This is a genomic window from Flagellimonas sediminis, assembly GCF_010500845.1.
Taxonomy (GTDB): domain Bacteria; phylum Bacteroidota; class Bacteroidia; order Flavobacteriales; family Flavobacteriaceae; genus Flagellimonas; species Flagellimonas sediminis.
In genome coordinates, this window is the sequence record NZ_JAAAMI010000011.1 from 94,990 (window position 1) to 119,131 (window position 24,142).

General features: G+C 43.5%; 25 protein-coding genes and 1 pseudogene. 9 read left to right on the plus strand and 17 right to left on the minus strand.

Annotation, left to right across the window (positions count from 1 at the left end; translation table 11 throughout):
* Positions 1–2: 2 nt before the first annotated feature.
* The 14 genes from GTK07_RS17125 to GTK07_RS17190 form a co-directional block, all read right to left on the minus strand.
* On the minus strand, positions 3–1,235 hold the full coding sequence (locus GTK07_RS17125) for a hypothetical protein (protein ID WP_119648276.1): 1,233 nt from the start codon (positions 1,233–1,235) through the stop codon (positions 3–5).
* Between the two features lie 25 nt (positions 1,236–1,260).
* Positions 1,261–2,532, minus strand: coding sequence for a multicopper oxidase family protein (locus GTK07_RS17130; RefSeq protein WP_119648277.1), 1,272 nt, complete (start codon positions 2,530–2,532; stop codon positions 1,261–1,263).
* Positions 2,533–2,562: 30 nt separating this feature from the next.
* Positions 2,563–2,838, minus strand: coding sequence for a DUF5676 family membrane protein (locus GTK07_RS17135; RefSeq protein WP_119648278.1), 276 nt, complete (start codon positions 2,836–2,838; stop codon positions 2,563–2,565).
* Between the two features lie 74 nt (positions 2,839–2,912).
* On the minus strand, positions 2,913–3,359 hold the full coding sequence (locus GTK07_RS17140) for a hypothetical protein (protein WP_119648279.1): 447 nt from the start codon (positions 3,357–3,359) through the stop codon (positions 2,913–2,915).
* A gap of 66 nt (positions 3,360–3,425) precedes the next feature.
* Positions 3,426–3,641, minus strand: a complete 216-nt coding sequence (locus GTK07_RS19375) for an SHOCT domain-containing protein (RefSeq protein ID WP_119648280.1) — start codon at positions 3,639–3,641, stop codon at positions 3,426–3,428.
* 37 nt (positions 3,642–3,678) lie between these two features.
* Entirely contained in the window at positions 3,679–3,888 is a 210-nt protein-coding gene (locus GTK07_RS17150) for an SHOCT domain-containing protein (protein WP_119648281.1), read from the minus strand.
* 27 nt (positions 3,889–3,915) lie between these two features.
* Complete coding sequence (locus GTK07_RS17155) at positions 3,916–4,131, minus strand: heavy-metal-associated domain-containing protein (protein ID WP_119648282.1); 216 nt, start codon at positions 4,129–4,131, stop codon at positions 3,916–3,918.
* 16 nt (positions 4,132–4,147) lie between these two features.
* Positions 4,148–4,441: a hypothetical protein gene (locus GTK07_RS17160; RefSeq protein ID WP_203583837.1), complete on the minus strand. Its 294-nt coding sequence runs from the start codon at positions 4,439–4,441 to the stop codon at positions 4,148–4,150.
* A 34-nt stretch (positions 4,442–4,475) separates the two neighbouring features.
* Positions 4,476–4,979 (minus strand): hypothetical protein, encoded by a 504-nt coding sequence (locus tag GTK07_RS17165; RefSeq protein WP_313786754.1) that lies wholly within the window; start codon positions 4,977–4,979, stop codon positions 4,476–4,478.
* 228 nt (positions 4,980–5,207) lie between these two features.
* Positions 5,208–5,768 carry a helix-turn-helix domain-containing protein gene (locus tag GTK07_RS17170; protein WP_203583838.1) on the minus strand — a complete coding sequence of 187 codons (561 nt, stop codon included), beginning with the start codon at positions 5,766–5,768 and terminating at the stop codon, positions 5,208–5,210.
* Between the two features lie 80 nt (positions 5,769–5,848).
* Positions 5,849–6,430, minus strand: a complete 582-nt coding sequence (locus GTK07_RS17175) for a helix-turn-helix domain-containing protein (protein ID WP_119648285.1) — start codon at positions 6,428–6,430, stop codon at positions 5,849–5,851.
* A 179-nt stretch (positions 6,431–6,609) separates the two neighbouring features.
* A complete protein-coding gene (locus GTK07_RS17180; RefSeq protein ID WP_119648286.1) occupies positions 6,610–7,029 on the minus strand; it encodes an HYC_CC_PP family protein in 420 nt (139 codons plus the stop codon).
* Positions 7,030–7,269: 240 nt separating this feature from the next.
* Positions 7,270–7,989 carry a gluconate 2-dehydrogenase subunit 3 family protein gene (locus tag GTK07_RS17185; protein ID WP_119648287.1) on the minus strand — a complete coding sequence of 240 codons (720 nt, stop codon included), beginning with the start codon at positions 7,987–7,989 and terminating at the stop codon, positions 7,270–7,272.
* 4 nt (positions 7,990–7,993) lie between these two features.
* Complete coding sequence (locus tag GTK07_RS17190) at positions 7,994–9,649, minus strand: GMC oxidoreductase (RefSeq protein ID WP_163636415.1); 1,656 nt, start codon at positions 9,647–9,649, stop codon at positions 7,994–7,996.
* A gap of 705 nt (positions 9,650–10,354) precedes the next feature.
* Between GTK07_RS17190 and GTK07_RS17195 the strand changes: the two genes are divergently transcribed.
* Positions 10,355–10,783 carry a QcrA and Rieske domain-containing protein gene (locus tag GTK07_RS17195; protein WP_163636416.1) on the plus strand — a complete coding sequence of 143 codons (429 nt, stop codon included), beginning with the start codon at positions 10,355–10,357 and terminating at the stop codon, positions 10,781–10,783.
* A gap of 6 nt (positions 10,784–10,789) precedes the next feature.
* Here the strand turns inward: GTK07_RS17195 and GTK07_RS17200 are convergent, their stop codons facing one another.
* Positions 10,790–11,593, minus strand: coding sequence for a DUF6503 family protein (locus GTK07_RS17200; RefSeq protein WP_147378287.1), 804 nt, complete (start codon positions 11,591–11,593; stop codon positions 10,790–10,792).
* Between the two features lie 227 nt (positions 11,594–11,820).
* A complete protein-coding gene (locus GTK07_RS17205) occupies positions 11,821–14,055 on the minus strand; it encodes a TonB-dependent receptor family protein (protein WP_119648291.1) in 2,235 nt (744 codons plus the stop codon).
* Between the two features lie 357 nt (positions 14,056–14,412).
* On the opposite strand from GTK07_RS17205, the gene GTK07_RS17210 reads away from it, so the two are divergent.
* The 3 genes from GTK07_RS17210 to GTK07_RS17220 all read left to right on the plus strand — a co-directional run bounded on the left by GTK07_RS17210 (position 14,413) and on the right by GTK07_RS17220 (position 17,045).
* Positions 14,413–14,619 (plus strand): heavy-metal-associated domain-containing protein, encoded by a 207-nt coding sequence (locus tag GTK07_RS17210; protein WP_119648609.1) that lies wholly within the window; start codon positions 14,413–14,415, stop codon positions 14,617–14,619.
* Between the two features lie 39 nt (positions 14,620–14,658).
* Positions 14,659–15,447: a M90 family metallopeptidase gene (locus GTK07_RS17215; RefSeq protein WP_119648292.1), complete on the plus strand. Its 789-nt coding sequence runs from the start codon at positions 14,659–14,661 to the stop codon at positions 15,445–15,447.
* Between the two features lie 782 nt (positions 15,448–16,229).
* On the plus strand, positions 16,230–17,045 hold the full coding sequence (locus GTK07_RS17220) for a prohibitin family protein (protein WP_163636417.1): 816 nt from the start codon (positions 16,230–16,232) through the stop codon (positions 17,043–17,045).
* Between the two features lie 76 nt (positions 17,046–17,121).
* Here the strand turns inward: GTK07_RS17220 and GTK07_RS17225 are convergent.
* Positions 17,122–18,003 (minus strand): annotated as a pseudogene (locus tag GTK07_RS17225) (mechanosensitive ion channel family protein); the annotation flags it as partial.
* Between the two features lie 140 nt (positions 18,004–18,143).
* Between GTK07_RS17225 and istA the strand changes: the two are divergent.
* The 5 genes from istA to GTK07_RS17250 all read left to right on the plus strand — a co-directional run bounded on the left by istA (position 18,144) and on the right by GTK07_RS17250 (position 23,573).
* Positions 18,144–19,688, plus strand: coding sequence for an IS21 family transposase (gene istA / locus GTK07_RS17230; RefSeq protein WP_163636419.1), 1,545 nt, complete (start codon positions 18,144–18,146; stop codon positions 19,686–19,688).
* A 19-nt stretch (positions 19,689–19,707) separates the two neighbouring features.
* On the plus strand, positions 19,708–20,445 hold the full coding sequence (istB, locus tag GTK07_RS17235) for an IS21-like element helper ATPase IstB (protein WP_093980728.1): 738 nt from the start codon (positions 19,708–19,710) through the stop codon (positions 20,443–20,445).
* Positions 20,446–20,554: 109 nt separating this feature from the next.
* Positions 20,555–21,295, plus strand: a complete 741-nt coding sequence (locus tag GTK07_RS17240) for a PRTRC system ThiF family protein (protein WP_313790829.1) — start codon at positions 20,555–20,557, stop codon at positions 21,293–21,295.
* Between the two features lie 635 nt (positions 21,296–21,930).
* Positions 21,931–22,533 (plus strand): DUF6088 family protein, encoded by a 603-nt coding sequence (locus GTK07_RS17245; RefSeq protein ID WP_094997573.1) that lies wholly within the window; start codon positions 21,931–21,933, stop codon positions 22,531–22,533.
* Between the two features lie 11 nt (positions 22,534–22,544).
* A complete protein-coding gene (locus GTK07_RS17250; protein WP_225621182.1) occupies positions 22,545–23,573 on the plus strand; it encodes a nucleotidyl transferase AbiEii/AbiGii toxin family protein in 1,029 nt (342 codons plus the stop codon).
* Positions 23,574–24,142 lie beyond the last annotated feature (569 nt).

Here is a 24,142-nt window from a genome sequence, read left to right on the forward strand (position 1 = left end):
AACTATTTTATATAACCGTGTTCCAGGTTCAGCAACGAATTCCTGCCATCGAACTGGCTGTTGAACAATTTGTTGAAGGTATAGGCCAGGCCTATCTGCACCCGGTGCTGGCTCTCGCCCAGCAAGGGCTGTAGCGCACCATTGTTCTTGTTGTAGCGGTACTGGAATATAAGGTCGAAATTATTTCCCACACGGTACAGGAAATTGCCGATGGCCATATATTGGTTGGTGTTGCCATCTGTATTGGAAAAATCCTTGTACCCGAACCCGGCGGCTATCTGGAAATTGGGCCGTTCCAGCTTGCGGTTCAGGTAGCGGAGCATCCCAAAGGCCGCCGTACTGCGGGAGCGCGTGTAACTGGTATAATCTGTGATGTTTTCAATAGTTGAGAGCCCGTCATTGTAGATGCCCTGTACCTTGAAATCGACGAAATGTACGGGATCGGGCAATATACTGAAGGTGGCGTTCCCTATAAAACTGGTCAAGGTTTCGTTGCTGTCCGCATTGGGCGCCAGATCGGATCTGTCCAATAAAAAGTTGTTCCAGCTAAAGCCTATTTCCCTTAAGAAGTTCCGGTTCCACAACTGGCTTTCCGGTTGGCGATATATAATGCTGCCCCCAAGACCATTGATGGAATAATCATTGGGTTCCTCAAAATCCTGATAATTTTCGGCGTGCAGGGTTACATAGAGGCGCTGCCCAAAGATGCGGGTGTATTCCAGTACGTTCGCATATTGGTTGTCCTCGGTATTGAGGCCGTTGGAGAAGGGGTTGAGCACATAGGTATATTGCAGCGCATCGTCATCGCGTATGGTATTGAACTCGCCCAAAATGGTCTGTGAGGTGGTACGCCCGATCCTTATGATGTTGTTCTTGTTTTCCACAAGTGCCATCACCTGGTTGTAAAAAACCTGCCCCAGGCCGCTATTGGCGTCTGGGAAAGAGAAGCCCAATACCATTTGGCCCCGCCAACCTTTGTACAGTTTTTGGCGGGCGCCAATGAGGAAGTAGGAATCCGAAAAATCGGAAAGGACCTGGTCGCCTTCGTTGAGTACGGGTATGGCCAATGAGGCATTGCCCTGGTTGCTGTAAAAATTTCCCGTAGAAACGGTCTTGATGCCCAGTTCTATTTCGGGCAGCATATCTTCCCTGTTCAATTGCTCCGATCCCGGTAATTGTGCAAAACCCGGCAATGCGAAAAGTGCAAAAAATAGGATTACATATATTTTATTCATGATTATTTTTTTGGTTTATTAATAATTATTCGTCCAGGGCGATCTTGGGGAGCTTATCGTCCCCGAACAGCATCTTGTCCATATTCATTGGTTTGCCCATATCCATATCCATTCCTTCCATTCCCATGCCCTTGTTGAACATGGTGTTGCCACTGTGTTTGGTAATGATGAGTTCATCTTCGGGTAAGTCTTCGTATACCAATGCCAACAAATTTCCTCCAGGGTATAAGCCATTATTGGTCACTTTTCGCGTATCGTGGTCATGAAAGGTCCAGATACCCCTATTGTCCCCCTCAATAATGATATCGAAAGTTTTGCCGGGCGTCAACGGCACCGTGTTGCGTTTCCAAGGATGAGATAAAGGAATTCCGTCATCGGCCACCATCCAGAAGTCATGCCCGTGCAGGTGGAGGTTATGTATCTCTGCACCAGCATTGATAAGGCGTACCCGTATCTTTTCGCCCGATTTTATAAAAAGGTACGGGGTCTCGGGATACGACTTGCCGTTTACGGTGAACCAGTCTGCCTGTGGCAGGCTTGCCGGGGCCCTGCGGCTCAATGCATAGGGCGGCTCCCATCCGTTCTTGATGGATTCGGCAAACTGGTCGTGGTTATTGAACACGGCCCAGCGCTCCGGATCGAAGCGGCCTTCCTTCATAAGGTAGTTGCGTTCCTTCATACGATCCAGCATCCGGTTCATCTCATTGCGGATGTAGTTGACGTCGTGCGCACCATATACCAAGGTATATTCCCGTTCGTACGGAAACTGTTTTTTAATAGGATCGTCTGGATCCTCTACGATTATGCTCCCGAACATCCCAGCCTGCATGTGCATGACCGTGCCCCAATGGCAGTGGTAAAAATGGGTGCCCACGGGTTTTGCCTCAAATTCGTAAATAAATTCGTTCTCCGGCATTACCGGCAGCTGGCTCACGTAGGGGACCCCGTCCATACGCCAGGGCACATAGATACCGTGCCAGTGTATGGTGTGGTTGATGCCGGTTTTGTTCTTGAATTTCACCCGTACTTTATCGCCATAGTCGACCCGTATCTCAGGGCCGGGAATCATATCGTTAAAGGCCAAGGTGTGATATTTAAAACCCGGGGCGGGTTCGTGTACCTTGATATCGATGTAAAGTTCAAATTCTTTCCATTCGCCATTTTTTTTAAAGGGTAGGGGTTGTGTTAAGCGTTGTTTGTTGGCCTCCTTGGCACTTTCGGCCAAGAGATTGCCGGGAAAAAACAGCATGCCCGCCGTAGATACGGCACCCGTTGCCAAAAAATTTCTTCTGTCCATAATTTTAGAGTCTTTAATAATTTTAAGGTTTTATTTGGCTTTAAGTTGTGCATTATAAAAAGCGGCGATCAGAGCACCCGTGAGCCAGGCAATGATAAAGGTCTGGACAATGCCAATAAGTGCCTCCCAAATTGGCACGTCTACCCGTATTATACTGGTGGTGTCCAAGCCGTGCAACAGGCTGTTGAAAAAGGTTATGCTTCCTTCTTGTCCTGCTGTGGCCAAAACGATCATGCAGCCGGCGTAGAGGATTGCAGCGGTCAGCCCCATGGCAAAACCGAATTTTTTAACATTGATACGATTCATGATTCCTGTTTTAATGTTTATTGTTGTTATTATTCATTTATGAGTTTGTTCATGTGTCAAAACCAAAGTCGGAGTCAATGGTTGCGCTCAAGGCTCTTTTTGTATTCCATTTTATTGTGCATGGCTTTTTCCAATTCCTCATGCTCCAAAGTGTGGTCACAAAAGGTGTCGCTCAAAAGGCTGTCATTGGCAATGACCGGCATAAAATGGTGGGTGGTCAGTAGCATAAGGTCAGGATATCTAGTGATCATATTGCTCAATTTGTTCGCAAGTATGGTATCCTTAGCCGCCTCTTTTACGAGTTCGTCCACCATCATTCCCATGGCATGGTCGTTATCCATCATCTTGGCAATGTATTTTTTGCCCAGATCGTGGTCTTCGACCATCAAGGTCAAAACCTCCTCTTGTTGTGACGGGTCCTTAAGCATATCCTTTACAGCACTTTCCTGTTTTTGTGCACAGGCCGATAATGTGAAAACGGCCAATACAATCCCTATTGCTTTTTTGATTTCTGTTTTCATTTTGATTCATTTTAAGTGTTACTAATTGCTGCTACTTCCTAGTGTCATGTTAAAGTAGAAATGACACTATTCTGACTTTAGAATCCTTTTTGATTCCTCAAATTCCTCTTTTGTAATTTCCCCATTGGCAAATCTTTTTTTGAGAATTGCGAGAGGGTCTTCCTTCTTTGATTTTCGGTAAGGGATGTCGTATGGCACAAAGAATATCCATATTAAAAGAATGAACCATATGATCCACCATACGAAGTGCATACCGCCCCAGTGTCCGTCGAAAAAATGCATAGTTTTAGGTTTAAAGGTTAATAGTTGTTTGTCTTTCCTATTTTAAAAGTTTCTTTGATCGCTCATATTCCTCCTTGGAAATCTCGCCCTTGGCAAACCGGATTTTGAGCATTGTGGCCGGATCGTCTTCTATGGTTTCTGTGTAAGTTGTACTGGAAGGTGCAAAAAATATCCAGCCTAAGGCCACGATCCAAATGGCCCACCAGATAAGGTGCATGCCCCAAAAAAATCCATCTTTGTAAAACATGTTCTAAATTTTAAGGTTCGTATTATTTTAAATGATCTCTGTAATGGTATAGCCGTCAAGTTCATTGAGTTGCCCTTGCAGTTCTTCGACCGTAAGCTTCTTGTTCATGCTGATGATCGTCTTTCCTTTCGGGCTTAAAAAGATTTCGGCCTTCTCTATGGCCGGGTGCGCTTCCAAGGTTTTTCTTACCCTTGTGATACAGCCGCCACAACTTATTCCGTTTATTTGATATTTATGTTTCATTTGTTTCTATTTATTTCTAATGGTGCCGATGCCCTTTGTGTTCTTCTTCTTCTTCTTCAGTACCTGCTATCGATTCTGCCTTACGGTGTTCATGATCGGCACCTCCATGGCCGGCGTGGCCTTGACTGCCGCTCTTATGCCCGCCATGCCTGCCATGACCCCCGTGCGGTATTAAAAGATGTACTGCAAACATTAGAAGGATAAAGGCAAAAATTCCATTGTAGCCTGTGATACCCAGTGCCGGGGCGAAAAAAATTAACAGTAACGGAATACCGCAACCGATGACCATCCAAATCCAATGACCTTTCATGATTTCTATTTATTAGTGTTAAATGTTATATTCTTTAATGATGATCGCCATGGCTTTGGCTTTTGCTCAATTCGAGTTCGCCTCGTTCCCTGGCTTCTAATTCACTTTCTTCTATCATTTTTTTGCACGACTCCATACAATCTTCACTCATCATTCCGTTTTCGTGCATCATTTGCATCATTGAATTCATTGTTTCCGGACTTTTCATCATTCTGTCCATCATTGCGTGCATCACAGGTTGATCGCCCATCATGTTTTTCATTATCATGCTGTCTTTCATCATCATCTGCATTCCGCCACCCTGCATCATATGGCCCATCATCTTTTGGTTGCCCTGCATCATCTGCATGGCATGGTCGTTGGTTTGCATATTGTCCATGAATTGGGTCATATAGCTGTGATTACTGGCAATTGCATCAAAGAGTTCCGTTCTCGTTTGTGAATTTTCAAGCATTGCATTAGGATCTGTTTTCTGTTCGCAACTGGATAGACTTATTAAGCCCATTGCCAATAAAATAATTGTTATCGTTCTCATCATATTTGATTTTTAATTGCTACTTATTTTCGTCAATTCTATTTTTCCATTCCCTAAACTTAAAGTTGAGGGAATTTTGCTATTATTGTGTTACATAAGAAAGAGGAAGAGTTATATTTTTCCCACATTCTTTGTATTAATGTTCGTGCCTAAAAAGAGCCTCAAACCTAGCTGACGGCGAGGTAGGGTTTGAACCAAAAAGGCTTTTATTCGAACAATTTTTACCATGGACTACAAATTCTCTAGATATTTAATTCGTTTCTTTTTCCGTTTTTTATAATAAGATGGGGCGAACCCCGTAACGTTTTTAAACTGGTTCGACAAATGTGAGACGCTACTGTAGGACAGCTTATAGGATATTTCCGTTAGATTCAATTCATCATACAGCAACAGTTGTTTGACGCGCTCAATTTTGTTTAAAATAATGTACTGCTGAATGGTGATTCCCTTTACTTCGGAAAATGTATTTGCCAAATAGGTATAGTCATAACCCAGTTTTTCGTTGATGTAATCCGAGTAGTTTACCTTGGGCAATTCATCGGAATAATGGACCATTTCAATAATTAAGGCCTTAATCTTTTCAACCATGATCCTCCGCTTATCTTCAAGCAGTTCCAGACCGCAGGCCTTCAGGTTTTTACGTAGCTGATCTCTTTGGAAATCAGTGATATTCCCAAGGATTTCGATGGATCCAAGGTCTACGTTGACATAACGCAGGCCCAGCTTTCGCAGTTCTTGCTCTACCACCATCTTACAGCGCAAACTCACCATATGTTTGATGTATATAAACATTTTGTTTTCATATTAAATTAGTGTCGTTGATAAAAGTAGCTGTTACCATAAGCCTTTGTCTGCATAATTTTCGTTCTTCCTTATATAATTTCGTCAAGGAAGCTCCGTTTCCAGATTTGGCTGTTTTTATAATCCGTCATGCTTACTCCGGTAACGTTCTTGAACTGACTGGACAAATGGTTCACGCTACTGTAATCGAGTAGATAGGCTATGTCCGAGAACCCATGCTGTTGCAACTGTATGAGCTCTTTGACCCTTTGGACCTTCAGTTTTATAAAGTACTTTTCAATCGTGACGTTCTCTTTTTTGGAGAAAACCTTGCTCAACATCTTATAATCCCGATGTAGTTCCGCTGCCAAATGTTCTGAAGTCTTTTCCTTAATATGTAAAGGAAGGTCTGTTACAAGTTCGATTAAGGTGATCTTGATATTCTCAACGATCATTTCCTCCTCGTTCTTGGCGATTTCAAATCCGTTGGAATGAAGCACCTCCGCTATTTTCAAATCGATTTTTTTATCGATTTCAGTAGTGATACGGACTGATAGTTTGCCCAGTTCAAGGGAAAGCACTTCCACACCGATTTCTTCAAGGTCTTGCTTTATGACCTTAAGGCACCGACTGCAGACCATATTCTTGATCCAGTATTCTCTCTGAGAATCCATACTTTAGGGTTTATTAAATGTTCTAATTGCTTGTGTCCATAAGGACTCATTATTATTTGGTATTTTGACCAATTGGAGCGAGTGTCGTTGGAATAAAGGGTACGACATTAGAGGGCAGAACGCGATGTCGGCCAATAAGAAGTACAGATTATTGGATCAATAATCTGTTTGAATAAAAATCAAATAAGGAAAGTTTCATGAAGCACAAGAATGTCCTTCTCGATCCATGGCGGATCGTAATTTACAAAGGGAACGATGTTTTTATCTAGCCCTTCAAATCGATTTATATAGGTGTAAAAAAAGCTATGTAAGAAAACATAGTTTTCGATGCTGAATTCCGCGGTAACCTTTTTAACGTTGTCATCACCGGCCTTGCTAAATGTTTCATTCCTGCAACAATCCTCGGCTCCTACAGAACACTCCTTGGAAGGACTTTCGCTTTTTTGAACTTTATCATCACAAGATTTTGCCTTACCAAATACGGCAATATCCACTAATTTGTTACAACAGAAATGCATATCAGCGCTAAAGGATGTGGTCGCAAAAAGTATTGCGAACGTCAAACCGATGGATACTATTTTACGTAAAAAGCGCTTCATACTCTAAAATTAGCAAAAAACTGTTTAAGTTTTAAAATTAAGGGTCAATTTGAAAAATATATAATAATCTAATTTTTATGTAGTTAGAATCAATTTAAATGATATTATTTTTCAAAAGTAACGTAAGTGATCAAACACAAACATGACGATCGTCATGTTTGTAAAAAAACAGTTGAATCCTCCAAAAGCCCTTAAGTAGAGAAGAGCAGTACCTAATTTCAATAAAAATCCAATCAACTTTTACGTCAACAACGTTCCATTTTCATCCCATTCGGCCATGATTCCCCTTCTATTCTGATCTATGCATTTTGCAAGCCACTCTTCCTCGTAGGCTACGCCGTGCTGTTTCAAGACATCTTCGGGTACACCATCCCATACATTGGGTGTATTACCTTTATAGCCCAAATCTTGTATCCCGATTTCCGAGGTGTAATAACCGGTAAGCGTCAAATTTCGCATCAAGGAAAAAAACTGTATTTCCATGGGGAGTTCGTTCTCCGGAACCGATATATCGGGATAGGCAATGGTGTCCAATAGTTGTTTTTGCCGGTCTTCGGAAGCCGATTTGAATTCCGTGCCAAATTGGGTATTGCTCTCGTGGTCCAACCACATGAGCCCGCCCCTGAGGGTTGTCTGCATTTCCGGAATATCCTTGGCCATAAATTCGATGAAATCCGGTACCCCTGCTTCCGTTGCGCTGCCAAATTTATCATCAGCGGGCAAAATCAGATCGCTCAAAACGGCAATGGTACCCAATTCGTGTCCGTTGAAAAATTGCTCCGCTTCCAGTTCCACGATCCGTTCCTTCTCCTTTGGGGTCCGGCCATATTTGTAACTATATCCCTCAAGTATCTGGGCATCTTCCGCCTTGGCCTCCGCTTCCGGTTTGCAGCCGTGAACCGCCAATCCACCGGCGACCGAGCCTAGTATAATCGATTTTATGCTATTCCGTCTATCCATTTTCCTATATGTTTTGCTGTTTCAACTGTTCTATTATATAGTCGGATGTTCTCCAGGAGAGCGCCAAGATGGTCCAGGTGGGGTTCTTGTCGGCCTGGGAAACAAAGGGCCCGGCATCGACGATAAATACATTGTCGGTATCGTGGAGTTGCTGAAACTTGTTCACTACGGAGGTCTTGGGGTCATTGCCCATTCTGGTCGTGCCCACTTCATGGATGATCCATCCCGGTGGCGATATACCATAGTCCTGTTCCTTGGTGGGTTTTGCGCCCAAGGCTTCCCCGCCCATATTGTGGATCAGTTCCTCAAAAGTGTCCTGCATGTGCCTTACCTGCTTTCGTTCGTGATCCGACCATTTGTAGTTGAACCGAAGCACCGGAATTCCGAACTCATCTACTTTGGTAGGATCTATTTCACAATAGTTGTCCTTCATGGCGATGGACTCTCCCCGACCACCAAAACCAATTACGGAACCATAGTATTTTTTGACATCTTCCCTGAGGACATTGCCATAAGCTCCCACTTTAGTGCCAAAAAATTTATTGAACTCGTTCGCATTGAAGCCGAACCCATAGTTGGGCATGCCCATTCCGCCCCATACCTCAATATGGTATCCGCGGGGGAAGTCCAATTTCTTATTGTCGCCCCACCAAGGGGAATATACGTGCATGCCCCCCACGCCGTCCTCGTTATAGGAAATTTTCCGGTTCATCAGATCCGGAATAAAGGCCGCCCTACTCGCCCCCGTGGAATCGTGAAGATATTTTCCGACAATATCGCTGCTTTTGCCCAATCCGTTCGGGTGTTGGGCACTTTTGGAATTCAAGAGTATCCGGGCCGAGCTGCAGGCAGATGCGGCAAGGACGACGACTTTGCCCTTTAACTTATATTCCTTTCTATCCTCTTTATTGATGTAGGAAACGCCGGTTGCCTTACCTTCTTCGTTGGTGGTAACCTCCCTTACCATGGCATTTAGGAACAGATCGATCTGGCCGCCGTTTTTCTGTGCCGGGAAGATCAAACAGGTTTCCGCCGAGAAATCGGCATATACCATGCAGGCCCTGGAGCATTGCGCGCAATAAAAACAGATGCCCCTATCCTCATTTATCATTTTGGTCAGGATCGACATCCTTGAGGGATAAACGGGTATATTCGATTTCCGTGCCCCACGGATGTAAAAAAGCTCGTGCAATCGAGGTTTGGGTGGGGGCAGAAAGAATCCATCGGGATCGTTGGGCAAGCCCTCGTTGGTGCCGAAAACCCCGATTAATTTATCTACTTTGTCATAATAGGGTTTTACATCCTCGTAGCCAATGGGCCAGTTATCGCCCAATCCATCCTCGTTTTTGTGTTTAAAATCCTTCGGGCCAAAGCGCAATGAAATCCTGCCCCAATGATTGGTCCGACCGCCCAACATTCGCGATCGGAACCACTTAAAATTACTCCCGTCACTGTTTGTGTAAGGCTCTCCTTCGATATCCCAACCTCCGTATGCGCTGTCAAAATCGCCAAAAGGCCTGACGGTATTCGCCCCTCTCCTTGGAGATTCCCAAGGCCATTTTAATTGCGTCATCAGTTCGGGATCCTTGGGGTCAAAGAACGGCCCGGCCTCCACAATGGCTACCTTTAGGCCCGAATCGGCGAGTATTTTGGTCGCCATGCCACCACCTGCGCCGGAGCCGACTATGATTACATCGTATAGGGTCGAAGATTTTTTATCTGCATAACAATTTTCTTATGTAATATACTGGGTAGTAAGACCTGTTCAGAGTAAGCGAAACCCCACATTCGGCTTTAGTGAACAGGTCCTTGTAAAAACAATTTGAATTATTTTGCCTTTTTCGTCAGCCTGCATTTTAATTCATTTAGGCTTATCATTTTGTCGTCTAGATTCTTTTATGTTAAGCCCAAAGGAAACAAGGCAATAAACTCCTGTCAAAAGACGAGGGGTCCTCCATTATTTTCCTAGCATCGTATTGACCTCGTAATCCTGCAGCCCACTGCGTTTCTTTTCATGAATATTATGTCTTGTCGAAGTTAAAAGTATCTGTTCCCAGCAATCTTTATCTACATAATTTTCTTTCTTTTTTATATAATTTCCCTCTAATACTTTCTATTGAATTCTTGGTTTTCAATAAAGGCTATGGTTGTTTTTGGATAAATACACTCAGCACAGTACTAAAAAATTTATTTGTGCTTTTGGGTATAGGACACTATAAATAGGACGCGTTCAAACACTCAATTAGACCCCCATGTAGAGAAATTATTGATTTTACTATCTTCTATAATATGCGCTGAAGACTACACATGTGTTCTTTGCATACGATTTTTTAGCAAAAGACGTTTATTTATAAAAGTCTTTGTTATGGAAAGAAAACAATTTTTACAGAATCTAGGGGCAGGTGCAGCCTTTGCCCTTGTTTTTCCCTGTTTGAACGGATGTTCAAAAGACGGTGCGGTGGGGGGGCTTCCAGTCCCTACAGGAATTGATTTTACGGTCGATCTTGACTCTCAGGAAGGTGCCCCTTTACAGAATAATGGGGGCTTTATCTTGAAGCAATTTGTGGTGGTGGCCAAAAACTTGGAGGGGCAGTATGTGGCGGCAAGTCAGGTATGTAGCCATCAACAGACCGAGGAAGTTAGGTTTGTGGAGAACGACGGCGGTATTTACTATTGTTCTGCCCATGGCGCACGCTTTGACCAAACCGGAAAGCCCTTGAACAGTATTACGAGCAACCCTTTGAAAATATTCCAGACAGAACTTACGGGAAACCTACTTCGGGTCTTTGAATGAATTGGACTAGGTTCTGGGTATCTTTTCAATTTTCACATTTTTCAATTCGATGAGCGAGAGCTCCTCCAGTTGGTCATTTTCAAAAGCCTTCTCGATTTCATCAAAATCAATGCCGTCCTTTATTTTAGGTTGTAGGTTACGGTAATCCTGTATTACGACCCCATTAACGTTGCGCTGGTTGTATGCTTCCCGAAACCGCATTCCCCCTTTGCCGGTAAAGTATTTGTAAGCCAGATAATCCATACTATAATCCTCAACATCGAACCAATAGAGGAACACATCCTCAAAATCATCGCCACCGCCCTCTTGCTTAAAAGTAACACGGATTTTATAGTACTCCTTACTTTTTATCACGCTTCTACCTTGGTCTTCTACAATGACCGCGGGATCTTTGAGCCAAAGGGGCAAAAACGCAAAATACATCACTGAATTTACCGAATTGGTATAGGCTTTCTCTCTTTTTTCGGTAAGGCTTATCAAGGTATCGGCCACATAGCGGACCAGCCCCTTATTGGTATAGACATCCCGTATTTCCGTGCTATCGCCTTTCTTGCCGATTCTTGTGTATTCAAATCGCCCCTGGTTTCTTTTGTATTTATAATGATAATCCCGAAAATCAAATGAAGCCTTTGCATTTTTCAATTTTTCGGTTCCCGAAACTGCTATCGCCTTATCGATGATATCTTTTTGCGCAAAGGAAAGACTAAAAGATAGTATGGATATGATTATTGGAATCGAAAAAAAGAATGGTTTGTTGCTTACTTGTTTCATATAGTTCTTGATCGGTCCAGTTGTTTTTTGGCAATTCATTTTATTTCTTGTTTGTTGGTATTCCCTTATTTTTTTCATTAATAGCTTTGGTCTCCGTATGTAAAAAGTCCGGTGCCAAGAACTGTATCCGTTCCCGTATTTTTTTTGCCTTATCTTCTTCCCCGGTACTGACATATCGCAAATAACGATGGTTATTTTTAAATTTTTGGTCGTCCCTTTTAGATAATTCAGTAGGCTAGTTCAATTTTAAGCAGTCATTAAATCTATTAAAATCCATAGGTTATTGAAAAATTAATCCCAAATGGATGCCCAGGCCGTAATCCGGCAGGAACCCTTGACACCGCATAGGTCGTATCGAACAAGTTAATGATATTGGCGGAAAAGGTGAAGTGGCTATTATAGAAATAGCGACCGGACAGGTCAACGACAAAATTGGAATCTACCCTTAAATTTGTGGGAATGGTCCCTGTTCCTGCTTGTGTCCTGAATGCATCGATATAGCGTGCACCCATGTCAATGCCAAACTTTTCATGCCCCAGGCCAAGGTTCAAATTGAACTGGTTCTTGGCGATATAGGGTATCTCATCACCCACCGAGACTTCCCCGAATATAGCGTTGGCACTGTCAAATGAACTAAGAAACTCGGTATCGGTCAAAGTATAGTTAAACGTTAACGGTAAGCGGACCTTTTCCGAGCTGTTATTCAAAAGGTTATAGTTCAACGATACTTCTACACCGCTGACCCTTACCTCGCCAGCGTTGAATTGGTCCAAGCTGCCCGTACCACCTGTAGCCGCAAGGTCGCTCCCCAACAAGTTTTGATAGTCGTTATAGTAGCCTACCACTTCGCCTTGAATTCCATGATAATTGAAACGGGTACCCAATTCATAATTTATACTGCTTTCCGCATCTTGGCCTTCGTTATTGCCGGGAGGGGAAAACCCCTTGTGCACCCCGCCAAAAACGGAAAGATTTTCGGCAAAGGTATAATTTGCCCCTATTCCCGGAATCCAAACATCCACTTGGTTCTCACGTTCGGAAAGGTCCGTACCCGATCTCGTTGCATCGTTGGTACCGTAATTTATCCTGCCCAACGTAATATTCTCGTACCGAATACCCGGGGTGAATGTAAACCTGCCCAAATTTAGTTTGTACAAGGTATGTGCAGCAACTGCCTTCGCGTTGCCGATACGGTTGGCATCCGCCCCTTTGATGCCGACTGTTGTGCGTATTAGTTCATTGTTCTGAAAACCATACCTGTCTACCCATTGAAACCTGTCCTCCTCATCCTCATGGTACCGTATACCCAGCTCCAGGCTTTGTAACCAGTCAGCGCCCCAGCGCAACCGGGCAATGGACTGTATTCCTTGGGAGGTATACCTCCTGTTATTCGCTTTTATGCCGAACACATCTTCCGGGGTATCCGTGTTTCCCAACAGGGCATTGTATTCCATGGCATAGGTTTCCGGATCTGCGAGCACATTGTTTATTCCAATGCGCTCCCCAAGATTTACATCGTCCAATTTATACCAGTTGCGCTTAAACTTGTTCACATATCCCGTGGTGGTAATGGACAGGGCCTGGGAAAGTTTAAGAAAATGTGTTAATTGGTATTGTTGGTGCTCCGCTTCCATCACATCTTCCGAGGATGCCCTGTATCTGCGGTACGGGTTTTCATTGAAATCGGCATCGGTCAACCCTAAATAGGTTTCATTGGCCCTTTCTTCGGAAAATTGGATTTTAAAGAGAAGGGATTGATAGACTTTGGCACCTTCATCGGTATTCATTCGAAACTTTGCCAAATAGTCCGATTTATCAAAACCCGTATTTCCCCCTCCGTCAATATTTTTAAAACCGTCTGAATTGTAGTTATAGTATTCGCTTACGAATCCGAAGTTCTTAAAACTATCGCCTACCACGATCTGGGTATTCTTTGAATTGAAGTTACCGGCCGATAAGGTCGCTCTTCCCATAAACCGCTCCGGTATCCGGGTAGAGATCATGTTGATGGCGCCACCCGTAGTATTTGGCCCATATTGCACCTGACTACTTCCCTTCAATATTTCCACGGCCTGCATCCTTCCGATCGTGGGGAAATAATATGCGGCAGGAGCACTGTAGGGGGCGGGGGCTATAAGTACCCCATCTTCCATAAGATTGATTTTTGCACTACGTTCTGGAGAAGTACCCCTCAAACTGATATTGGGCCGTAATCCAAAACCGTCCTCCTCGTAGATATTGACCCCGGGCACGTTTCTCAATATCCTGTTAATATCGTTATAACTGAATTTTTGGAGTTCTTTCGCCGATATATAATTTGCGGAACCCGTTCTGTTGCTGGCTTCAAATTTACTCCCTAGAATTGCACTTCCATTGACTATGACCTCGTTTAAGACTTCCGTTTTCAGGACAGTTGAATCTTTGCCATCATTGCTTTCCTGTGATAATCCTAAATTCGCTGTCAGGAGCATTATTGAAAATACAGTTAAAAACCATTTCATATTATACTTATTTAGATTGAATAAAAATAAAGTGCAAACGTAGGATAATTTTTGGTTTGGCGCAATCTTATTGAGAAAGATTCTAAATAATTTTTTAGTTTTATAATTACTATTAAGTTTATTGCTTTATCCATTTTGGAACTGTCAAAAAAACCGAAATGGGTATATGTCAGAATCTGTTTTGAGCATTCATATATAATATCATCGGAATTCCTAAACTCGCAGGAGTTTTAGCCTGTTGATGGATTTTTACCTGATGATTGCGGGAGTAGCAATGGCATTCAGTAGCGTATCGTTTGTAGCGAACAGCTTACGGCTAAAATGAGTAAAACTTTAATAAGAATAAGTTCAAACACGATGAAAACTTTAAAATTTAAAACAAATATCAATTGTGGTGAATGTGCATCTAAGGCAACACCTTTTCTAAACAAGCAAGACAGGCTTGAAAATTGGGAAGTGGATACTGCTAATCCTGATAAAACCCGGACAGTGGAAAGCAATGGAGCATTCGAAGAGGAGGTAAATACTACGCTCCAAAATATTGGATTTAAGGCGAAAGTGTAAATTCAAATTAATGCTGTTTTGTAAACTACTCCGCCAATCATGATTTACACCATAATCTTTGGACTACTTCTTGTGCTTGCCGTTTATTTTTTTTCCAGAATAGGAAGAAAAAAGGTAAAGCCTTTCCCAAAACATTGGCATCCGTTGCTGATGGGTCATGTGCTCTTTTACCGGAACCTTCCAAAAGCAAAGCAGGTAGTTTTTCAGGAACGAATGATGCAGTTCTTAAGCGAGGTATATATTGATGGGGTACAACTGGAATTAGAAGAACTGGACAAAATATTGATTGCCGCAAGTGCCGTGATTCCGGTTTTTGGTTTTGAGGAATGGCACTATACCAATTTGAGCGGTATACTTCTATATCCTGATTATTTCAACGAAGATTTGGAATTCGATAGTAAGGGACAACTGCGAAATATAGGGGGACTGGTCGGTAGCGGCAGGTTCGAAAAACAGATGATTCTATCAAAAAAAGCGTTATACCATGGCTTTGCCAATACCACCGATAAAAGCAACACTGGTATTCACGAATTTGTACACCTCATAGATAAAATAGACGATGTGACCGATGGAGTGCCAGAACGGTTATTGAAACATCAATATACAATCCCGTGGCTAAAGTTGATCCACAAGGAAATGGAAGCCATAAACGATAACCATTCCGATATCCGAAAGTATGGGGGAACCAACGAAGCCGAGTTTTTTGCCGTGGCTTCCGAATACTTTTTTGAACGGCCCGATTTACTAAAAAAGAAACATCCGGAACTGTATAAAATGCTGGTGGAATGTTTTAGGCAGGAACCTTCTAGTGGGAACAATTACGGCTAATGAAGAGACAAAAAGTAGTCTATGTGCCAAAATCGAAAATATTATGGGTACACGCTTTAATCTTTGAAGATTGTATTGCTAATATCATTTGTCGCGAATTTTATTGGTTACTTGAATCCAATGAGAAGTAGCATACCTTATAGTTCTGTAAAGGGTATATCGACACAACTATCGAAAGAGACCACAAATGGGATAGTCCTAGAAAACCGCACACAGTTTTTCGGTATACTTCTTTCTTCTTCGCCTATCTTTAATTTACTGATTTCCGCACATTTATAAGCGCGAAAAATTGATATCTATTGGAGTTTTGCAACGGCCACGTTCGTTTTATTTGACCTTAAAATCGCAATCAATAGTTCATATAAATTTGATGCAATCACTAAATATATATCCATATATAAGGCTTAGTGCTTAAAGGCTGTTTTGAAACGTGTGAATTATGTAATGTTTATCAATATTTATGTGCCAAACTCTTTATGGTTCTTTTGCACCTTTGACTAAAGTTATCTAAATAGATATTAAGTACAATAATATTTGAAAAGAACAATTTGGTTCACAAGATAATTAAAAGTCAAGAAATTCATTCAGACCGATATTTGATAATGCAAACTCACAAATGGTATGGATAGGAAAATTAAAGGAAAAAGGGCAAAGCGTAATGCAAAAAATAGAGCGGGATACACATAAAAAAACTGTTCGCCCCATAACCTAAGCATTAAGAGTTTAAGGAATCGATTGCGTTTAAAAACGAAAAATTTAGTACTAATTCAAAACAAAAGATTATGGACAAATTACCTAAAATGGCCTTACCCGCAATAATCATATTTATTATACTGGTTATTGTAATAGCAAAATCCGCAGTGACAATCGGTTCGGGAGAGTCCGGTGTATTATACAAAACTTTTGGTGGAGGCGTTGTGACCGACGAACCACCCTTGGGCGAGGGCTTTCATATCGTAGCACCTTGGAACAAAGTTTTTATATATGAGGTAAGACAGCAGGAAGTTTTTGAAAAAATGCAGGTACTATCTTCCAACGGATTGGAAATAAAACTGGACGCCTCCGCATGGTTTGAACCAAAACGGGAATTTTTGGGAAAGCTACACCAAGAAAAAGGCTCGGAATACATTCAACGGGTACTATTACCTACGATTCGATCGGCGGCAAGAAGCGTTGTGGGGCGGTATACCCCGGAGCAATTGTACTCCAGTAAGCGAGATGCGATACAGGCCGAGATCTATGAAGAAACCAAAAAGATCGTTGACGGACAGTATATTCAACTCAATGAGATATTGGTAAGGGATGTCACTTTGCCAGTTACCATAAAGGAAGCTATAGAGCGTAAGCTAAAACAAGAGCAAGAGTCGTTGGAATACGAGTTTCGTTTGGTTACAGCTAGAAAAGAAGCTGAAAAAGTAACAATTGAAGCACAAGGAAAGGCGGATGCGAACAGAATTTTAAGTGCTTCATTGACAGATAAGATATTGCGGGACAAGGGTATCGACGCAACATTGGAACTAGCGAAGTCACCTAACTCGAAAGCAGTCATTGTTGGCAGTGGCGATTCCGGATTACCATTGATATTGGGAAATAATTGATTTTGTTTAGTGTGATAAATCAAAAAGTTCAGACGAACCCAATCATAAATGGAGCAGGAACTAAAAAGCTCTTGATTTATTTTTCCCCACCCAAAGAAGTTGGCAGCTCAAAAACCTTTAATTCGAAATAAGGCAAGGCGGCCAAAAGATGATCGAAAATATCGGCCATGACATATTCGTAATTTTCCCACCGCTTGTCGGCACTAAAAGCATAAATTTCCAAAGGAATGCCCTGTGGTGTCGGTTCCAGTTGTCGGACCATCAAGGTCATGGTCTTGTTGATTGCGGAGTGTTTTTCAAGATATGAAGAAACATATTTACGAAATACCCCAAAATTTGTCAGGTTCCTGCCATTTATATTCAAAGACTTATCTACATCCTGCTGAGTATTATATGCGTTGATTTCGCTGGTTCGGGTATTTAGGTATTCGGCAATCAATTGTACTCTCGTGAGTTCGGTCAAATCTTCATCTGAAAGAAAACGAACACTTTTTTGACTGATTATCATTGCCCGTTTGATTCGTCTTCCACCGGAAACCTGCATGCCCCTCCAATTTTTAAATGAATCTGAAATCATAGCGTAGGTCGGGATCGTTGTGATAGTCTTGTCGAAATTTTGCACCTTTACCGTGGCCAAGTTAATTTCGATAACATCGCCATCCGCTCCGTATTTATCGAAAGTAATCCAATCGCCGATACCTACCATATCGTTTATACTGACCTGTATACTTGCGACGAGCCCTAAAATGGAATCTTTGAATATTAATAGGATTATTGCGGAGCCCGCACCGAGGGCGGTAAAAAATTTCCAAATTTCAACACCGGTAATTATAGCGAAAACGGCCATTACACCAACGATCCAAGCAAAAATCATGAAGACTTGAATATAACTATCAATCGGTTTATCGTGAAACCTTGACTTAGTTTTCAAGTAATCGGCCGTACTGGAAACGCCGGACATAGTATACCACCTTCGCCGGGCCAAAGTGAGCATAGCTGGCCGGTGAAAGTGAGCCGCTCCCGCCGGACGAAAGTGAGCCACTTTTGGATCTGATCTGCCTGTAATGCGCCAAAGGTCTTTTTTTGTGAAAAAGGACCATGGCGAACAAGCAGATAGACATGCGAAAAATAAAACGGATATTCAAGCTCCACACCTCGGGTGTGAGCAAACGGCGGATAAGCCAGCAGTTGGGCATCTCCCGCAACACGGTGGCCAAGTACATCGATTTCTTCAAGCGCTACCGCCTGACGGCCTATGAGGTGGAGAAGATGACCCTGGAGGAACTGCACGGCCTATTCAAGGCCGACCAAAGGCCAAAGAGCCCAAAACTGGTAGAGCTACAGAGGTACTTTCCCTACTTTGACAAGGAGATAAGAAAGACCGGGGTGACCCGACAGTTGCTCTGGGAGGAATATTATGCCAAGCACCCCGATGGGTTCAGGCTCTCACAGTTCAAGTACTGGTACGCCGAATGGCAAAAGGAGACCTCCCCCGTGATGCGGATGGAGCACAAGGCCGGCGACAAGCTCTTCATCGATTTTACGGGGAAGAAGCTCACCATTGTCGAGAGGGACACCGGGGAGCTCAAGGAACTGGAAGTGTTCGTCTGCATACTGGGCAGCAGCCAGTATACCTACGTGGAGGCCTGTGCCAGCCAGAAGCTCGAGGACTTCATCCGCTGCACCGAGAACGCACTGTGGTTCTACGGCGGTGTGCCGAGGGCACTGGTGCCCGACAACCTTAAGTCGGCCGTTGCCAAGAGCAGCCGCTATGAACCAAAGGTCAACGAGGTGTTCGCCGACTTTGCCGAGCACTACGAAACGGCGGTCCTTCCCACGCGCACCTATAGGCCAAGGGACAAGGCCATAGTGGAGAACGCCGTGCGCATCATCTACACTAGGGTGTTCGCGCCCTTACGGAACGAGACCTTCCACAGTGTGGCCGATATCAACACCGCGATCCGGGAACTGTTGGAAAAGCACAACGACATGTCCTTCAGGGGAAGGGAATACTCCCGACGTTCATTGTTCCTCGAAGTGGAAAGCCGGGAACTGATGCCCCTGCCCGAGAAACGCTATGAGATCAAACGGTACGCCCAGGCCACGGTGCACAAGAACAGCCATATCTACCTTGGCAGGGACAAGCACTATTACAGCGTACACTACAGACATATCGGCAAACAGGTAAAGCTTGTCTATACCGACAGTATGGTCGAGGTCTACCACAAACATGAAAGGCTGGCCGTGCACCGAAGGAACAGGAAGCGTTACGGCTATACCACTCTGGCCGGGCACATGCCCTCCCACCACCGCTTCGTCAGCGAATGGAGCAGCGAAAGGTTCATCGCCTGGGCCGGGAACATAGGGGAAAGCTGTCAAGGCTACATCATGGCCATATTGGACAAGAAGCAGCATCCCGAACAATCCTATAAATCCTGTCTTGGCGTACTGCACCTTGCCAAAAAGTATGGCAGGGATCGTCTCGACAATGCCTGCAGGAGGGCAACCGAATACGGTGCGTACAATTACAACATGGTCGAGCGCATCCTAAAAAAGGGCTGGGACAAGCTTGATGAGGACACCGATGACAATCTGGAAATGCCCGAGCACCAGAACATACGGGGCGGAAAATATTATGAATGAGAACACTTAAATACCACATATGAACGAAAGGACGATACAACAGATGAAGGAGCTCAGGCTCCATGGCATGCACAGGGCATTTGAAACGACCTTGGGCCCCAACGGTATGGGCACCGACTATACCAATGACGAGATCATTGCATATCTCGTGCAATGCGAGTGGGACGACCGCCACAACCGCAGGATAGAGCGACTGACCAGATCGGCGCGCTTTAGGTACACAGCCGTTATGGAGGCGGTGGACTACAGGCCTTCCAGACAATTGGACAAGAACCAGGTACAACGAATCGGTAGTTGTGGCTTTATCAAAAAGAAGGAGAATGTACTCATTACCGGGAGCACCGGGGTCGGCAAAAGCTATCTGGCCTCGGCCATCGGCCACCAGGCCTGTTCCATGGGGAAAAAGGTAATGTACTTCAACACGGCCAAGCTCTTTACCATGTTGAAGACCTCAAAAGCGGACGGTTCCTATCCAAAACAGATAGGCAAGCTTGAAAAACAGGACCTACTGATACTTGATGACTTTGGGCTAAAGCCACTGGACAACATCAACAGGCATGCGCTCATGGAGATCATCGAGGACCGCCACGGACAGAGATCGACCATTATAGCATCACAATTGCCCGTATCAAAATGGCACGACATCATCGGGGAGAGAACACTGGCCGATGCCATACTCGACCGTCTGGTGCATACAGCGCACAGAATCGACATAAAAGGTGAATCGATGAGGAGAAAATTGAAAAATAAGAACTAAGTTTAACCCACGGACAGGTCAAATCCAAGCAGTTGATTTACACTGCTCACTTTAATCCGGCGCGGGTGGCTCAGTTTACCCGGCTCATCCACCCACACATCCCATTACCATTGCATTGGTCGGGGCAGGGGGCAACGGTTCCCTTATATTGGCACGTTTGTCAAGGCTCGACCATGCCTTGGTGCAGTTGGGGCATCCAGGCCTCTATGTGACCGTTTTCGACGGGGACTTGGTACAGCCCTCGAACGTGGGCCGACAGCTCTATGCCCCACAGGACGTTGGGGGCAACAAGGCCATTTGTGCCGTAACCAAGGTCAACCATACCTTCGGACTGCAATGGGATGCCGTTCCCGAACGGATAGGTGCGGACGATAAAAGATTGCACGCCAATTTGATCATTAGCTGTGTGGACGGTGCCGATTTTCGGTTGGAACTGGCAAAGGTTTTGGAACACCCACACTCAAGTTCCTATCCCTATGAGAACCAACATTATTGGTTGGATCTGGGCAACGGAAAATACTTTGGTCAGTATGTCCTCGGAAATCTGCAACACAATGATCGGCCTTCGAATGGGGAGGTGCAAAACCAAAAGTTATATCATATCGTTGATTTGTTCCCCGACCTATTGGCGATGGAAAAAGAGGTCGAACAGGGAATGGGATGTAGCTATGCGGACAAGTTGCAGGAACAATCGCTGTTCATCAATGATGCCCTGTCATCGATGGCCGTCCATTGCCTTTATGAACTACTAACGAACAAAAAAATCAAATATCACGGGGCATTCGTAAACCTTGAAACGGGCAGGACGAATCCGCTTCCCATAAAATCCAATATACATGCTATCGCTTGAAATTCTTTACGAAAAACTTCCCTTTTTGGGATTCATTATTTTTATATGGATTATTTTACAGGGAATTCTCAGGCTCAAACGTTTTTTGGGAATACCGTTTCTACTTTTTCTTTTCATCATGGTCGGCATTCCATTTATAAAAGATCTGGTATGGCTCTTCGGTGCAATGGAACTATCGGTCTGGGGATATTATATCGCTAAAAGATGGCCGAGGCCATATTCCTGATCTTACCATTGGAATGATCGTTCTTATTGGTTCGTCTTTTTCTCTCCCTCCCCATGGTTTCTGCGGGAATTGAAAACCCTCCACCTTCAAGCCTGACCGAGCGAGCACGCTGCGCTGGCTCGCATTCGGTCGTCTTTCCGGCTACTGATTTTCAACCCCCTCGAAACGGGATGCAAAAGTATGGAAGCCCCTATCGGGGTCCCATACCTTTGCGGAACGTGTTTTGTAGTTCCATTCGTATAAGATTTTTGTTCAATGTTTTTACCATCCATTTCTGTGTGTTATATATTTGGCCGATTTTTTTAGGTAAACAAGTTGGAACGCAATTATGGTAGGAATAGAATAATTATCCCAAAAGTATTTTGTAACAAAAATTTACTAAATTTGTTACATATAAGATGAATGTGTTATGCAGAGTGTTGAGTCCAAAATAAAAAAATCCATTTCCAAAAAGGAGCGGGGAGAATTAGTGTTCCCCGATGATTTTCGGGGATTAGGTTCATCTGAAGCTATACGGTTGGCCCTCCACAGGATTGAAAAAGAAGGTTATATAAAAAGAGTGGCCCAAGGAATCTATGTCCGTCCCAAGATAAGTAAATATGCGGGAGAGGTATTGCCAACGGCAGAGGAGATTGCCATGGCCATAGCCAAAAGGGACAAGATCAGGTTGGTACCTACCGGGGTATATGCTTTAAGTGCATTGGGGCTTAGCACACAGGTACCCATGAAACTTGTCTTTCTTACCGATGGAGCTCCCCGGGAAATAAAATTGGGGAAACGAAGCATAAAACTAAAGAAGACCACTCCCAAGAATTTATCGGCCAAGGGAGAGATAAGCAGACTTGTCATACAGGCCCTTCGCGAGATTGGAAAGGAACAAGTAACGGACGAGGAAGAATCTAAAATAATAGCCCTCTTGAAAAAAGAAGACCAAAAAGACCTGCTTCACGATATAGCACTGGCCCCGGCATGGATTCGGAAAATTATGGAAAAGAGCTTGGACAATGAATAAAAATGAATAAAATGAAATTTTACGATATACCCAAAGAAGATAGGCTTGCCATCTTTAAAAATGTAGAAGGCAAAACGGGAATACCAGATTTTGCGGTTGAAAAGGACTGGTGGGTCGTCAGTACATTGGGAATAATATTTGAAATGGGGATAGCGGAACATTTGGTCTTTAAGGGCGGGACGTCGCTAAGCAAGGCTTGGAAACTGATCGATCGATTTAGCGAAGATATCGACCTTGCCGTTGACCGGGGATTTTTTGGATATTCAGGGGAGCTATCAAAAAAACAGCTGACCAAGCTGAGGAAAGAAACGAGTTCCTATATTTCAGGGAAATTTTATCCAGAGTTGCAGCAGCGATTTAAGAGCAATGGATTTAAGGATGTGGGTTTCAATATCATTCCGGCCGAATCAAGCGACCAAGACCCTCGTATCATAGAAATCTATTATCCATTTCTGACCAAATCCCCCGGATACATCCAACCAAGGGTACAAGTTGAAATTGGCTGTCGTTCTCTAAGGGAACCATTTCAATCAAAACCGATAAGCTCCTTTGTGGACGAAGAATATCCCGATGCCGAATTTGTAGCGCCTCCAGTAAAGGTTCCATCCGTAACCCCTGAAAGGACTTTTTTAGAAAAACTTTTTCTATTGCATGAGGAATTCCAACGTCCCAAGGAAAAGATAAGGGTGGATAGGCTAAGCCGTCATTTGTACGATATTTTCCAATTATCGAAAACGGAATTTGCGGTCAATGCCATCCACGACAAAGGTTTATATGAAACCATTGTAAATCATAGATATGTATTCACAAAACTTGGTGGGGTCGATTATAATCTGCATCGACCTCAGGATATACGGCCCATCCCACCCCCTGAGTATGAGGACGATTGGAAGGCAGATTATAAAACCATGCAAGAGCAAATGATTTATGGGGATTCCCCAGCCTATGAAAATTTGGTCAAGGGAATCCAAGGATTTTTAGAAAAGATGAATGTTTTGGATTGGAGAATGGGAGTGGAATTTCCCTTACCCAAAAGTTGAGATCAATTTGGGCAGGACAACCATATAAACGAATCAAATAGGAATAAAGACTATATAATCGGAATCCATAATGGATGATGTTTGATATGAACACCTAAATTTAATCATCTTTGTTATCGATTAAAGAATCAATGAGTTATGGGAAAAATTAAAAAATTTAATTCGGACACCTTCTTAAGGATATTCGCCCTATTAATGTCCGTGTCGCTGTGTTCTTGGATCGCACCACTTGTTTTTGAATTAGAGGTTAATGAGATTAAAGTGGTCTACATGATAAGAACATTCACTTTCGTTATGATTACTTTAATGATTATTGTTCCGTTAATTTTATTCTCTTTCGAAAAACCAAAAAAGTACAAATAGGCAATTAAAACGAATAGGAATGCCAGAAGACGAATTTTCCATACAGGTAAAGTCAAAATAGCAAGGAGAATACCTTGATTGCAAAAAACGGGCATAGTATACCACCTTCGGCGGGTCAAAGTGAGCCACCCGCGGCGGACCAAAGTGAGCATAGTGGGGCGGATGAACGTGAGCCACTAAAAAGATCGATTCTATTTGAGTGTTGC

Bases quoted from the DNA above. Each gene is read 5' to 3' on its own strand.
- GTK07_RS17125 (WP_119648276.1), bottom strand. From the start codon at position 1,235: ATGAATAAAATATATGTAATCCTATTTTTTGCACTTTTCGCATTGCCG.
- GTK07_RS17130 (WP_119648277.1), bottom strand. From the start codon at position 2,532: ATGGACAGAAGAAATTTTTTGGCAACGGGTGCCGTATCTACGGCGGGC.
- GTK07_RS17135 (WP_119648278.1), bottom strand. From the start codon at position 2,838: ATGAATCGTATCAATGTTAAAAAATTCGGTTTTGCCATGGGGCTGACC.
- GTK07_RS17140 (WP_119648279.1), bottom strand. From the start codon at position 3,359: ATGAAAACAGAAATCAAAAAAGCAATAGGGATTGTATTGGCCGTTTTC.
- GTK07_RS19375 (WP_119648280.1), bottom strand. From the start codon at position 3,641: ATGCATTTTTTCGACGGACACTGGGGCGGTATGCACTTCGTATGGTGG.
- GTK07_RS17150 (WP_119648281.1), bottom strand. From the start codon at position 3,888: ATGTTTTACAAAGATGGATTTTTTTGGGGCATGCACCTTATCTGGTGG.
- GTK07_RS17155 (WP_119648282.1), bottom strand. From the start codon at position 4,131: ATGAAACATAAATATCAAATAAACGGAATAAGTTGTGGCGGCTGTATC.
- GTK07_RS17160 (WP_203583837.1), bottom strand. From the start codon at position 4,441: ATGAAAGGTCATTGGATTTGGATGGTCATCGGTTGCGGTATTCCGTTA.
- GTK07_RS17165 (WP_313786754.1), bottom strand. From the start codon at position 4,979: ATGATGAGAACGATAACAATTATTTTATTGGCAATGGGCTTAATAAGT.
- GTK07_RS17170 (WP_203583838.1), bottom strand. From the start codon at position 5,768: ATGTTTATATACATCAAACATATGGTGAGTTTGCGCTGTAAGATGGTG.
- GTK07_RS17175 (WP_119648285.1), bottom strand. From the start codon at position 6,430: ATGGATTCTCAGAGAGAATACTGGATCAAGAATATGGTCTGCAGTCGG.
- GTK07_RS17180 (WP_119648286.1), bottom strand. From the start codon at position 7,029: ATGAAGCGCTTTTTACGTAAAATAGTATCCATCGGTTTGACGTTCGCA.
- GTK07_RS17185 (WP_119648287.1), bottom strand. From the start codon at position 7,989: ATGGATAGACGGAATAGCATAAAATCGATTATACTAGGCTCGGTCGCC.
- GTK07_RS17190 (WP_163636415.1), bottom strand. From the start codon at position 9,649: ATGGCGACCAAAATACTCGCCGATTCGGGCCTAAAGGTAGCCATTGTG.
- GTK07_RS17195 (WP_163636416.1), top strand. From the start codon at position 10,355: ATGGAAAGAAAACAATTTTTACAGAATCTAGGGGCAGGTGCAGCCTTT.
- GTK07_RS17200 (WP_147378287.1), bottom strand. From the start codon at position 11,593: ATGAATTGCCAAAAAACAACTGGACCGATCAAGAACTATATGAAACAA.
- GTK07_RS17205 (WP_119648291.1), bottom strand. From the start codon at position 14,055: ATGAAATGGTTTTTAACTGTATTTTCAATAATGCTCCTGACAGCGAAT.
- GTK07_RS17210 (WP_119648609.1), top strand. From the start codon at position 14,413: ATGAAAACTTTAAAATTTAAAACAAATATCAATTGTGGTGAATGTGCA.
- GTK07_RS17215 (WP_119648292.1), top strand. From the start codon at position 14,659: ATGATTTACACCATAATCTTTGGACTACTTCTTGTGCTTGCCGTTTAT.
- GTK07_RS17220 (WP_163636417.1), top strand. From the start codon at position 16,230: ATGGACAAATTACCTAAAATGGCCTTACCCGCAATAATCATATTTATT.
- istA (WP_163636419.1), top strand. From the start codon at position 18,144: ATGGCGAACAAGCAGATAGACATGCGAAAAATAAAACGGATATTCAAG.
- istB (WP_093980728.1), top strand. From the start codon at position 19,708: ATGAACGAAAGGACGATACAACAGATGAAGGAGCTCAGGCTCCATGGC.
- GTK07_RS17245 (WP_094997573.1), top strand. From the start codon at position 21,931: ATGCAGAGTGTTGAGTCCAAAATAAAAAAATCCATTTCCAAAAAGGAG.
- GTK07_RS17250 (WP_225621182.1), top strand. From the start codon at position 22,545: ATGAAATTTTACGATATACCCAAAGAAGATAGGCTTGCCATCTTTAAA.